The sequence below is a fragment of the Clostridium hominis genome, from assembly GCF_014287825.1.
In the GTDB taxonomy this organism is placed as follows: domain Bacteria; phylum Bacillota; class Clostridia; order Clostridiales; family Clostridiaceae; genus Clostridium; species Clostridium hominis.
The window spans coordinates 1-12420 of record NZ_JACOOO010000013.1; the positions used below are offsets into that span (position 1 = coordinate 1).

Annotated in this window: 12 protein-coding genes and 1 rRNA gene; 5 read left to right on the top strand and 8 right to left on the bottom strand. The window is 30.2% G+C overall.

Features of this window, described 5'->3' with window-relative positions:
• From H8S20_RS06785 to dnaA, 8 genes are all read right to left on the bottom strand, one after another.
• Window positions 1-108 (bottom strand): 16S ribosomal RNA (locus tag H8S20_RS06785); the annotation flags it as partial.
• 593 nt (window positions 109-701) lie between these two features.
• A complete protein-coding gene (gene gyrA / locus H8S20_RS06790; RefSeq protein WP_032116819.1) occupies window positions 702-3239 on the bottom strand; it encodes a DNA gyrase subunit A in 2538 nt (845 codons plus the stop codon).
• Window positions 3240-3271: 32 nt separating this feature from the next.
• Entirely contained in the window at window positions 3272-5191 is a 1920-nt protein-coding gene (gene gyrB / locus H8S20_RS06795; RefSeq protein WP_279288166.1) for a DNA topoisomerase (ATP-hydrolyzing) subunit B, read from the bottom strand.
• 53 nt (window positions 5192-5244) lie between these two features.
• On the bottom strand, window positions 5245-5505 hold the full coding sequence (gene remB, locus H8S20_RS06800) for an extracellular matrix regulator RemB (protein WP_032116818.1): 261 nt from the start codon (window positions 5503-5505) through the stop codon (window positions 5245-5247).
• 14 nt (window positions 5506-5519) lie between these two features.
• The gene (recF, locus tag H8S20_RS06805; protein ID WP_032116817.1) at window positions 5520-6605 is read right to left on the bottom strand and encodes a DNA replication/repair protein RecF; all 1086 of its coding nucleotides are present in this window, start codon (window positions 6603-6605) and stop codon (window positions 5520-5522) included.
• 66 nt (window positions 6606-6671) lie between these two features.
• Entirely contained in the window at window positions 6672-6878 is a 207-nt protein-coding gene (gene yaaA, locus H8S20_RS06810; RefSeq protein ID WP_032116828.1) for a S4 domain-containing protein YaaA, read from the bottom strand.
• Between the two features lie 44 nt (window positions 6879-6922).
• Window positions 6923-8023: a DNA polymerase III subunit beta gene (gene dnaN, locus H8S20_RS06815; RefSeq protein ID WP_032116816.1), complete on the bottom strand. Its 1101-nt coding sequence runs from the start codon at window positions 8021-8023 to the stop codon at window positions 6923-6925.
• A 260-nt stretch (window positions 8024-8283) separates the two neighbouring features.
• Window positions 8284-9645: a chromosomal replication initiator protein DnaA gene (dnaA, locus tag H8S20_RS06820; RefSeq protein ID WP_032116815.1), complete on the bottom strand. Its 1362-nt coding sequence runs from the start codon at window positions 9643-9645 to the stop codon at window positions 8284-8286.
• Between the two features lie 535 nt (window positions 9646-10180).
• Between dnaA and rpmH the strand changes: the two genes are divergently transcribed.
• From rpmH to jag, 5 genes are all read left to right on the top strand, one after another.
• Complete coding sequence (gene rpmH / locus H8S20_RS06825; protein ID WP_032116814.1) at window positions 10181-10315, top strand: 50S ribosomal protein L34; 135 nt, start codon at window positions 10181-10183, stop codon at window positions 10313-10315.
• 61 nt (window positions 10316-10376) lie between these two features.
• Window positions 10377-10724, top strand: coding sequence for a ribonuclease P protein component (gene rnpA / locus H8S20_RS06830; RefSeq protein ID WP_032116813.1), 348 nt, complete (start codon window positions 10377-10379; stop codon window positions 10722-10724).
• 1 nt (window position 10725) lies between these two features.
• Window positions 10726-10938 (top strand): membrane protein insertion efficiency factor YidD, encoded by a 213-nt coding sequence (gene yidD / locus H8S20_RS06835; RefSeq protein ID WP_032116812.1) that lies wholly within the window; start codon window positions 10726-10728, stop codon window positions 10936-10938.
• A 15-nt stretch (window positions 10939-10953) separates the two neighbouring features.
• Window positions 10954-11718 carry a membrane protein insertase YidC gene (gene yidC, locus H8S20_RS06840; protein ID WP_032116811.1) on the top strand — a complete coding sequence of 255 codons (765 nt, stop codon included), beginning with the start codon at window positions 10954-10956 and terminating at the stop codon, window positions 11716-11718.
• 29 nt (window positions 11719-11747) lie between these two features.
• Window positions 11748-12371, top strand: a complete 624-nt coding sequence (jag, locus tag H8S20_RS06845) for an RNA-binding cell elongation regulator Jag/EloR (protein ID WP_032116810.1) — start codon at window positions 11748-11750, stop codon at window positions 12369-12371.
• Window positions 12372-12420: the final 49 nt, after the last annotated feature.

Genomic DNA, 12420 nt, shown 5'->3' on the forward strand with positions numbered 1-12420 from the left:
TCACCCGTCCGCCGCTAGCTTCACTCCGAAGAGATCAACTCGCTCGACTTGCATGTGTTAGGCATGCCGCCAGCGTTCGTCCTGAGCCAGGATCAAACTCTCAATAAAAAGTTTAATCTGTTGCTCAAATTACTTTGAGTCTTTAAATATTTTAAAAACTCTCAAAAGAATTGCTGGATTTATTTTAACTATATTCTGTTCAATTTTCAAAGACCATATTTGTTTGCCGCATCAAGCGACTTCCTTATCTTATCACTAACTCAACCTTATGTCAACAACTTTTTTCAAAGTTTTTTTCACACAATTTCGTTAGCAACGACATTTATCTTATCACCCATATGAACAACTGTCAACACTTTGTTTTTGTGTTTTTGTTTGTTCGTCATCAGCGACGAGATTTATCTTACCATCTCATATATTACTTATTTAAGTTATTTAGCTTCATTTAATGAAATTATATTTAAATTACTTAGTTTTACTTTATATTTCTAACTATATCTATTATTGATACACCTGGATAAGAGTATTAGTTAGTATACCCTTATTATTCTAATTTCTTGCTAAATGCACTGTATCTCCTAAGATATATATAATATTGAGATCCTTTATTGCTTTATTACTTCAACGTATTTATATGATTATCTTATTAAAAAACAAAAATGGAATCCCGTATTTCATAGGATTCCACTTCTATTTATAATCTATTCTTCTTTTTCAGCTTCTTCTAATAATTTATCTAAACTATTATCTTTTACCTCTACAGCAACTTCACTTCCAGCAATAGCATCTATTGTAAGTTGTTCATCTTTTTCTTCTTCCCCAGTGCTAGAGATTTTTGCAATAGCAACTATTGTCTCTTCATCACCAGTTCTCATTAATCTTACTCCCATTGTAGCTCTGCTTGTTACTGATATATCTGATACATTAATTCTTATAGCAACACCACTTGTATTTATAAGCATTAATTCATCTTCTGCTTTACATACTGTTGCTCCGATAACTTTACCAGTCTTTTCGCTTATCTTATATGTTATAAGTCCAACTCCACCTCTATTTTGTCTCTTATACTCAGTTAATGGAGTTCTCTTACCATATCCATTTTCACTTATTACTAATAATTCTTCTTCATCAGAAGCTATATCCATACAAACTGCCACATCTTCATCTCTTAAGTTCATAGACTTAACACCTGATGCAGTTCTTCCCATTGGTCTTACATCTGTTTCATTAAACTTAATTGCATTACCATCTTGAGAAACTATTATTATATCTGCATCTCCTCTTGTTACCTTAACCTTAAGAAGTTCATCACCTTCTCTTAAGTTAATAGCTATAAGTCCACTTTTTCTTAAATTCTTAAATTCAGATAATGGAGTCTTCTTAACAAGACCTTTCTTAGTAGCCATGAATAGATATCCTTCAACTATATTATCTCTAACAGTTAATACAGTTTCGATTCTTTCATCTTGCTCAATTTGTATAAGATTTATTATGTTGGTACCCTTAGCAGTTCTTCCTGCATCAGGTATCTCATATGCTCTCTTCTTATATACTCTACCTCTATTAGTAAAGAATAGTACATCTGAGTGAGTTGATGTAACAAGTACATGTTCTACAAAGTCATCTTCTTTAGTAGACATTGCTTGTATTCCTCTTCCCCCTCTTCTTTGAGCTGAATAAGTATCAGCAGATATTCTCTTAATATATCCAGTGTGAGTTAGAGTAATAACTGTTTCTTCTTCTTGAATTAAGTCCTCAATATCAATGTCATTAACTACTTTTTCTATTTGAGTTCTTCTTTCATCACTATATCTAGCTTTGATTTCTAATAATTCATCTTTAATTACGCTTAGTAATTTTTCTTCACTAGCAAGGATTGAATTTAAGTAATCTATAAGCTCCATTAATTCAGCATACTCTTCTTCGATTTTATCTCTTTCTAAGCCAGTTAATCTTCTTAATCTCATTTCTAAGATTGCTAAAGCTTGCTTTTCTGATAATCCAAATCTTTCGATTAAAGTATTCTTAGCTATTTCACCAGTTTTAGATCCTCTTATTATGCTTATAACTTCGTCAATGTTATCTAATGCTATTCTTAAACCTTCAAGGATATGTGCTCTAGCTTCTGCTTTATTAAGTTCAAATATAGTTCTTCTTGTTACAACTTCTTTTTGGAAGTTTATATAATGACTTAATATTTGATGTAGGTTTAATACTTGTGGTTCATTATTAACTAATGCTAACATTATTACTCCAAAAGTATCTTGCATCTTAGTATGCTTGAATAATAGGTTTAGAACTACATTGGGATTTGCATCTTTCTTTAGTTCTATAACTATTCTCATACCTTCTCTATCAGATTCATCTCTTAAGTCAGATATTCCAACAATCTTTTTATCTTTAACTAAATCAGCAATACTTTCTATTAATCTAGCTTTGTTAACTTGGTATGGAAGTTCTGTAACTATTATTCTATGTCTTCCATTCTCTTCTTCAATATCAGTTTTAGATCTTACAATTACCTTACCTTTACCTGTTTCATAAGCGGCTCTTATTCCTGATTTACCCATGATTATTCCACCAGTTGGGAAATCAGGTCCTTTGATACATGTCATAAGTTCTAATCCAGTAGTTTCTGGATTATCTATTAGCATTATAGTTCCATCAATAATTTCTCCTAAGTTATGAGGAGGAATGTTAGTTGCCATACCAACAGCTATACCTGATGACCCATTAACTAAAAGGTTTGGGTATCTTGAAGGTAATACTACTGGCTCTTGTTCTTCACCATCAAAGTTTGGCATAAAATCTACAGTGTTCTTATTTATATCTCTAAGCATTTCCACTGCTATCTTATTCATCTTTGCTTCTGTATATCTCATCGCCGCCGCACTATCTCCATCTACAGAACCAAAGTTACCGTGTCCATCTACTAGCATATATCTCATTGAGAAATCTTGAGCCATTCTTACTAATGCATCGTATACTGATGTATCTCCATGTGGATGGTACTTTCCTAGAACTTCACCAACAATTCTGGCACATTTTCTGTATCCCTTTTGTGGTTCTAATCCTAATTCTTGCATTGAATATAGGATTCTTCTATGAACTGGCTTAAGACCATCTCTTACATCTGGAAGTGCACGACCAACGATTACGCTCATAGCATAATCGATGTAGCACTTTTTCATTTCTTTATTTATATCTACATGTATAAATTTTCCCTCGTTTAAGTTCATGTACTCACCTCATCATAGTACTAAATGTAGTACTAAACATCTAAATTGCTTACTTTCTTAGCATTTTTTTGTATAAACTCTCTTCTTGGCTCAACTTTATCACCCATTAAGATTGTAAATATCTCATCTGCTGCGATTGCATCTTCTACAGTAGCTTTTAAAAGTATTCTGTGTTCTGGATCCATAGTTGTTTCCCATAATTGGTTTGCATTCATTTCTCCAAGACCTTTATATCTTTGTATATTGGTTGAGTTATCTTTACCACCAACATCAGCTAATATACTTTCAAGCTCTTGGTCTGAATAAGCGTAAAATTCCTTTTTACCCTTACTAACCTTATAAAGTGGAGGTTGTGCTATATATACATGCCCGCCATCTATTAATGGTCTCATATATCTAAAGAAGAATGTTAATAATAACGTTCTTATATGAGCACCATCGACATCGGCATCGGTCATGATTATTATTCTATTATATCTTAACTTTTCTTCATCAAAGTCTTTCCCTATACCTGCACCAAATGCTGTAACCATAGATCTTATTGAATCAGCATTAAGTATTCTATCTAATCTTTGTTTTTCAACGTTTAGTATTTTACCTCTTAAAGGTAATATCGCTTGGAATCTTCTGTTTCTACCTTGTTTTGCAGATCCTCCCGCTGAATCCCCTTCGACTATATAGATTTCACACTCTGCAGGATCCTTAGATGAACAGTCTGCAAGTTTACCAGGAAGTGTTGATCTTTCAAGTACTGACTTTCTCGTAAGCTCTCTAGCCTTTCTTGCTGCATCTCTTGCTCTTGCAGCCATTAAAGCTTTATCTATTATAATCTTACCTACTCCTGGATTTTCTTCTAAGAATGTACTTACACCCTCTCCAACTATTGAATCAACAATTCCTCTTACTTCAGAATTTCCAAGTTTAGTTTTTGTTTGCCCTTCAAATTGTGGTTCAGATATCTTTACAGAAACAACTGCAGTAAGACCTTCTCTAGCATCATCTCCAGAAAGATTTTTATCATTTTCTTTTATATGTCCAAACTTCTTAGCATAATCATTTATAGCTCTAGTTAACGCTGTCTTAAATCCTGCTAAGTGAGTTCCACCTTCAATTGTATCTATATTATTGGCAAAAGAATATAAGTTTTCATTATATCCATCATTGTATTGAAGTGAAATTTCTGCAATAATACCATCTTTTTCGCCTTCAACATAAATAGGTTCTGGATGTAATACTTCTTTATTTCTGTTTAAGTAAGAAACAAATTCTTTAATACCACCTTCATAGTGATAGAATTCCTCTTGCCCATTTTCTCTTTTATCTATTAAACTTATAGCTATCCCTTTATTTAAAAATGCTAATTCTCTTAATCTATGTGCTAATATATCAAAATCATATTCTGTTTCTTCGAAGATTTCTCGATCTGGTTTAAAAATAACCTTTGTTCCATGCAATGATTCATCCGCTTCACCGATCTCCGTTAAATCACATAAAATATTTCCTCTAGAATATTTTTGTTGCCACACCTTACCTTCTCTAGTAACAGTAACCTCACAATACTCTGATAAAGCATTAACTACAGAAGCACCAACACCGTGAAGACCACCAGATACCTTGTATCCTCCACCTCCAAATTTACCACCTGCATGTAGTACTGTCATTATAACTTCTACTGTAGATTTACCCATCTTTGGATGTATTCCAACTGGCATACCTCTACCGTCATCTACTACAGTTATTGAATTATCTTCGTTTATAGTTACCTCTATGTTCTTACAAAAACCTGCTAAGGCTTCATCAATACTGTTATCTACTATTTCATATACTAAGTGATGAAGACCTCTAGAACTAGTACTTCCAATGTACATCCCAGGTCTTTTTCTAACAGCTTCTAAACCTTCTAAGACCTGTATCTGACTTTCATCATAACTTTGTTTATTTTCTTCCAACATAAACTCCTCCTAAAATACTATTTTTTATTACGTGCGAAGGCTAAATATTGGACCTAAGTATTATAATCAATATTTGTTCTCTTTGTTAAAGTAGAAGATGATATAGGTGATAAATACACCTTACTCATTTTATTAACTTCTGCGATCACAAAAGATTTTGGTGCATCTTTCGTGATTCTTTCAACAAATCCATCTTCTTCAGCCATTCTTAAAAAAGATATTGTATCTGAACTATACATAGATGTCTCGATATCAAAAATACCAATCACATCTTTTATTGGTACAACTACGTTTTCTCCTAAATGTAAAAACATAATAGTTCCTCCTCCTAGTTTAGGATTGCACCATCCTTTACTTTAAAAACTTTAGATTTATCATCTAAGTATTCATACAAGTCTTCTATCCCCGTGCAAGTAATTATGGTTTGAATTTCCCCAATGGTACTTAATATATATCTCTTTCTACTAAAATCTAGCTCAGATAGTACATCATCAAGTAATAAAACCGGATATTCACCTGTTAATTCTTTAATTATTTTTAAAGATGAAAATTTTATAGTTAATACAGCAGTTCTTTGCTGTCCTTGTGAACCATAGCTTTTAGTATCAATATCATTTATGAAAACCATAAAATCATCTCTATGTGGTCCAACTGATGTAAGTCCTTTATCTATATCTTTTTTTCTATTTCTCTCAAGCTGAGAATAAAAACTCTCTTTGATATCTTCTAAATTTCTAATAGTACTTACATACTTAAATTCTATATTTTCTTTCCCAGATGTTATATCATTATGTATCTGTTTTGAATATTGGTTCAATTTGTTTATATAATTAATTCTTTGTATAACTATATTATATCCAAATTCAACCAATTGCATATCATATATATCTAAAATATCTTTATTTATAGATCTATTTTTTAATACAGTGTTTCTTTCATTAAGAACTTTGTTATATTGAACTAGGTTATAATAATACTTAGAATCTAGCTGACATAACTCCATATCTATAAATTTTCTTCTAACTCCAGGAGAATCTTTAATTATTTTTAAGTCTTCTGGTGAAAACATAACAACATTAAAGCTTCCAAATAGTTCTCCTATTTTGCTTATTTTGATCTTATTTATCCTTATAGCCTTTTTTCCGTCTTTAAGGATGCTTATATCAATTCGCTTATCTAATCTCTCTTTTCCTACAGTTACGCTTAAAAATGCGTTTTCTGACTTCCAATTGATTAATTCCTTATCTCTAGATGTTCTATGAGACTTTGCAAAGGCGCAATAATAAATACCCTCAAGGATATTAGTTTTCCCTTGGGCATTATCTCCCATAAAAACATTGACATTAGGTCCTAAATCTATATTTAAAGCTTCATAATTTCTATAATTAAGCATTTGTAATTTTTTTATAAACATTTTTAAACACCCATAATTATAACATATTAGAGCTATAAAAGTGATAAAATAGGAATTTATTGATAATTAGACCACTTTATAGGCTTCTCCATTAAACTCTACTACGTCACCTACATATAATTTTTTTCCTCTTTGTGTACATACTTCTCCATTAACAGAAACCATTTCATCTAAAATATACATTTTAGCTTCTGATCCTAGTGATGCAGCTCCACAAAATTTTAAGAATGAATCTAATTTTATAAATTCTGTACTAATTTTGACTTCTACCATTTCCATTTCCCTGTATTAATATGCATTTTTTATACAGGTTCCTCCTATCTAACTAGTCTAACTGGTAAGACTAAATATTTAGCATTATTAGTTTCATTTCCTCTAATAACACATGGGCTAACTGCAGATGACATTTCTAAAATTACATTTTCATCTTCCATACTCTTTAATACATCTAAAATATATCTTGAGTTAAATGCAATTTCTATACCTTCACCTTGCAGATTTATTGCAACTTCCTCCCTAACTTTTCCCAATTGAGAATTAGAGCTGATAATAACACTTTCATCTTGTATGTCTAATTTTATTAAATTACTATTTCCATCCTTAGCCATTAAAGATGCTCTTTCTAATCCATTTTGGAATTCTTGTTTATTAATATTTACAAGTAATTTATATTCTGGTGGTAATAAAGATGCATAATTAACAAATTTACCATCTAATAATCTTGAAATTATCTTAGTATTGTTTAAATTAAATAATATATGATTATTAGTAAATGTTATTTGTACTATATCTTCATTATCTTCAAGTATTTTAGCAACTTCATTAAATGTTTTACCAGGAATAACTACTTCGATATTATCATCAATATCTAATAACTCAGTTCTTACTGCTAATCTATAACCATCTAAGGCAACTAAATTAAGATGTTTGTCTTTAACTTCGAAAAGTATACCTTGTAATATTGGTCTTGCTTCATCTTGAGCAATAGCAAATGATGTTCCTTTTATCATATTTTTTAATATATTTTGAGGAACTTCAACTGTTATCTCTTCGTTTATTGTTGGTAATGCTGGATAATCAGCTTGATTCATAAATACAACATTAAATAAAGACTTTTCACATGCTATTTGTATTCTATCATTTTCAACTACTTCAATTTTTACATCTGAATTAGGTAGTTTTCTAATAATTTCAGAAAAAATCTTAGCATCTATTACTATCTTTCCTTCTTGTAATACATCGGCTTCAACTTTAGTTTCTATACTTACATCCATATCAGATCCAATAAGTGTTAAACCAGCTTTAGTAGCTTCAATGTAAATACCTTCTAATACAGGCATAGTAGTTTTACCTGTTATAGCTTTAGTTACTATAGAAATACCTTCCTGTAATTTTTGTTTAGAACAGATGATGTTCATATATATACCTCCTTAGTTATTCACAAGCATTTATAGATAAATATATAGATAAATATAAAATTTATATAATAATAATAGTAGTAGGGGCTGTTGATATGTGGATAAGTACCTCAACCCTACATTTTTCAATAATTTTAAGAAAAAAAATACTGTGGATAAGTAATTAATTATTTTACTACGTTATCCACATTGTTAACATCCAAAAGTGCATTGGGATTTTATCCACAGCCTATTCACTAGTTGTTATGTACAGTTGTTAATTATTTTTGTGTTAGCTTCTTTGTTATATCATTTATAGTGTGTTGTAGGCTTTCATCATTATTCAAGCTTTCGGAGATTTTTTCATATGCATGAATAACTGTAGTATGGTCACGTCCTCCGAATTCTTCACCTATTTTAGGTAAAGACATGTCAGTTAATTTTCTACTTAAATACATTGCAATTTGTCTTGGGTATGCAACATTTCTAGTTCTTCTTTGAGATTTTAAATCCTCTACTCTAAGATTAAAATAAGCAGCAACTACATCTTGTATTATGTCGATTGTTATATTCTTATTTTGCTTATTAGATATAATATCTTTTAAAGCTTCACTTGCTAGATCTACAGTAATATCTCTATTAGTTAATGAAGAGTAAGCAACTATTCTTATTAGTGCTCCTTCTAATTCTCTAATATTAGATTTTATTTTAGTAGCTATATACACCATTACTTCATTAGGAACATCTAATTTTTCTACATCTGCTTTTTTCTTTAAGATAGCCATACGTGTTTCAAAATCTGGCGCTTGGATATCTGCTATTAGCCCCCATTCGAATCTAGATCTTAATCTATCTTCTAATGTAGGAATCTCTTTTGGTGGTCTATCAGATGATAGAATTATTTGTTTATTTGCTTCATGCAATGTGTTAAATGTATGGAAGAATTCCTCTTGAGTTCTTTCTTTACCTGCAATGAATTGAATATCATCTATTAAAAGTACATCTACATTTCTATATTTGTTTCTGAATTCCTCATTTTTATCATCTTTAATTGCATTGATAAGTTCGTTCGTAAATTTTTCAGATGATACGTAAACAACTTTTGCATTTGAGTTATTTTGAAGTATATAGTGTCCTATTGCGTGCATCAAGTGAGTTTTTCCAAGCCCAACTCCTCCATAAATAAATAAAGGGTTGTATGCTTTAGCTGGAGATTCAGCAACAGCTAATGATGCAGCATGAGCAAATCTATTACTATTACCAATGACAAAAGAATCAAAAGTATATTTTGGGTTTAAAGTACTAGACATTTCATCATTCACTGTAACAGACATAGTGTCTCTATTATTTGAAGCTTTTTTCTTTTCAGGAGTTTCTTCTACATCCTGAAGTTCAGAAGCAATTAAAAATTCAATTTTATATAGTTTTGAGCAAGCAGCTTCAATTGAATTTATAACTAAATCTTTATATCTTTTCTCTAATATATCCTGAGTGAAGGAATTAGGAACACTGATTTTTATAGTGTTTGAAGATATAGATATAGGCTCGCAACTTTTTATCCAAGTATTAAAGCTAACCTCAGACATTTCACTTTTTATTATATTTAAGGTTTTTTCCCATAATCCTTTTAACTCAGTCTCCATTTTCTTTCCTCCAAAAATAAATTTTAAAAAAGTTATTAACAATATAGTAACATAGTTATTAACACTAAAGTCATTATGTTAATAACTTGATAAAAAATATTAACATGTAGATAATTATGTATATAAGTATAACACAAAAAAATTATCCACAAGTATGTTATATGTAAATATAAACAATATTAACAATGAATAAATGGGATAAATATGATAATAATATATACGTAATGTGCGATTATTCAGAAAAAATGAACAAGTTATACACAAATTAATCCACAGCTGTGGATAAGTCGTGTTATTCACAAACTTATTCACACTTAATTCTATAATATCATATGTAAATGTAAATTATCAATAAGTTATCCACAAAAAATAAACTGTGAATAATTTTATTAACAGTTTTTACTCTTTAATTAGAATTTAATTCATATTGACAGTAAAAAGGTAAATCTATATAATATATTAAGTAAATCTCAAATTTTAAAAGTGGTAAAAAGTTTTTACTATATAAAATTTCACTCAAAGGGGGTGTATTTGAATGTTCATGACTTACCAACCAAAAAAGAGACAAAGAAAAAAAGAACATGGATTCAGAAAGAGAATGAGCACTGCTTCTGGTAGAACAGTTCTTAAGAGAAGAAGACAAAAAGGAAGAAAAAAATTAACAGCATAAGGGCCGCATTTAGTGGCCTTTTTTCTGCAAATAGCGGAAAATAAGGAGTTTTGTTATACCGATGATATATAAAATTAGAAAGAATGCAGAATTTAGACTTGTCTACAGAAGAGGTAAATCTTACGCTAACAATCTTCTAGTTCTATATGTTTTTAATAATAGAAAGAATTCGTCTAAAGATGGAGCCTTATATAATAAGGTAGGAATTTCTGTTAGTAAAAAAGTTGGAAATAGTGTTGTTAGAAGCAGAAGCAAAAGATTAATATACGAAAGCTATAGATTAAATTGTGATGATTTAAAACAAGGGTTTGATTTTGTATTTGTTGCTAGGACATCTATTAAAGATAAAAAATATAAAGATGTTGAAAATGCTATGATAAGCTTATTTAATAAGGCAGGACTACGTTAAAATGAAAAAATTAATTTTAAAGTTAATTTATTTATATAGAAAATATTATTCTCCAACTAGGCCGGCTTGTTGTATTTTTGTACCGACTTGTTCACAATATGCTGAGGAAGCTATAAAAAAGTACGGGGTAGGTAAGGGAGTGTATTTAAGTATAAAGAGGATTTTACGTTGTAATCCTTTTAACAAACATGGGGGATATGATCCAGTTAAATGAGGAGGTTATTAGAAAATGTGGGATGCGATAGTTAACGCAATGGTAAAACTATTTAATGGACTACATCAATTTATAGTAGGTTTAGGTGTACCAGCAGAAAGAGAAGGTCTTTCTTATATTTTAGCAATTTTAATTTTTACAGTAATAATTAGATTATTAATTTTACCGTTAAATATTAAGTCAACAAAATCGAATGCAAGAATGCAAGAGATTCAACCAGAAATGAAAAAGCTTCAAGCTAAGTATAAAAATGATCCACAAAAGTTACAATTAGAAACTTCAAAATTAATGAAAGAAAATAATGTAAGTATGTTTGGTGGTTGTTTACCAACATTATTACCACTACCAATATTATTTGCTTTATATCGTGTATTCTATAGTATTACACCAACACCAGGTGCAGATTTATCTTTCTTATGGATAAATAACGTATTCGCACCAAGTGGATTTAATATGACTGGTATAATATTAGCTATATTAGCAGCATTAAGCACATATATTCCATCTTTACTTTTAAGTAAATCAATGCCATCTCCTGAAGAAGGCGGAATGAATATGAGCACAATGAACATAATGATGTCTGGTATGATGGGATTCATGTCAATTAACTTCCAACCAATATTAGTTTTCTATTGGATAGCAGGTGGAGTAATTCAATTAATTCAAACTTATTTCTTAAATTACTTACCAGCTATGAAGAAGCAAAAAGCTAAAGAAGCAGCTGCTTTGGCATCAAAACCAAATAAAACTACAATAACAACAAAGAAAAAGAAAAAATAGTTTAATCTTATTAGGCGGGTGAATAGGGTATGAAAATTATAGAAATGACAGGTAAAACTGTTGATGAGGCTTTAAAAAATGCTTTAAAGGAATTAAATCTAACAGAAGATAAGGTTGAGTTCGAGGTACTTGAAGAAGGTAGCAAGGGACTATTTAATTTAATAGGAACTAAGCCTGCTAAAATTAGAGTTACAGTTAAAAGAGATCCGGCCTTAGAAGGGAAAAACTTCTTAACAAATGTTTTAAGTTCCATGGGAGTTTCAGCAGATATTGAAGTTAAGGAAGAAAAAGATACTATCTTCATTAATTTATCTGGATCTAAGATGGGATTAGTAATAGGGTATAGAGGAGAAACTTTAGATTCTTTACAATATCTAGTTTCTCTAGTAGTGAATAAAAGTCACGATGTTCCTTATAAGAAAGTTGTGCTTGATACTGAAAATTATAGAAGTAAAAGAGAAGAAACTTTAAAAAGAGTAGCACAAAAAACAGCATATAAAGTTAAAAAGACTGGTAGACCTTATAAGCTAGAACCAATGAATCCTTATGAAAGAAGAATTATTCACTCAGCCTTACAAAGCTATAATGATATAAACACATATAGCGAGGGAGAAGAACCTTTTAGAAGAATAGTTGTTAGTCTTAAAAGATAGAAAAAAAGTGTTGCAAAATCATATTTTGCAACACTTTTTTTAAGTTAAT

Excerpts from the sequence above, each read along its gene's own strand:
- jag (WP_032116810.1), top strand. The coding sequence starts at position 11,748 with ATGAAAATTATAGAAATGACAGGTAAAACTGTTGATGAGGCTTTAAAA.
- yidC (WP_032116811.1), top strand. The coding sequence starts at position 10,954 with ATGTGGGATGCGATAGTTAACGCAATGGTAAAACTATTTAATGGACTA.
- rpmH (WP_032116814.1), top strand. The coding sequence starts at position 10,181 with ATGTTCATGACTTACCAACCAAAAAAGAGACAAAGAAAAAAAGAACAT.
- rnpA (WP_032116813.1), top strand. The coding sequence starts at position 10,377 with ATGATATATAAAATTAGAAAGAATGCAGAATTTAGACTTGTCTACAGA.
- dnaA (WP_032116815.1), bottom strand. The coding sequence starts at position 9,645 with ATGGAGACTGAGTTAAAAGGATTATGGGAAAAAACCTTAAATATAATA.
- recF (WP_032116817.1), bottom strand. The coding sequence starts at position 6,605 with ATGTTTATAAAAAAATTACAAATGCTTAATTATAGAAATTATGAAGCT.
- gyrB (WP_279288166.1), bottom strand. The coding sequence starts at position 5,191 with ATGTTGGAAGAAAATAAACAAAGTTATGATGAAAGTCAGATACAGGTC.
- remB (WP_032116818.1), bottom strand. The coding sequence starts at position 5,505 with ATGTTTTTACATTTAGGAGAAAACGTAGTTGTACCAATAAAAGATGTG.
- yidD (WP_032116812.1), top strand. The coding sequence starts at position 10,726 with ATGAAAAAATTAATTTTAAAGTTAATTTATTTATATAGAAAATATTAT.
- dnaN (WP_032116816.1), bottom strand. The coding sequence starts at position 8,023 with ATGAACATCATCTGTTCTAAACAAAAATTACAGGAAGGTATTTCTATA.
- yaaA (WP_032116828.1), bottom strand. The coding sequence starts at position 6,878 with ATGGTAGAAGTCAAAATTAGTACAGAATTTATAAAATTAGATTCATTC.
- gyrA (WP_032116819.1), bottom strand. The coding sequence starts at position 3,239 with ATGAACTTAAACGAGGGAAAATTTATACATGTAGATATAAATAAAGAA.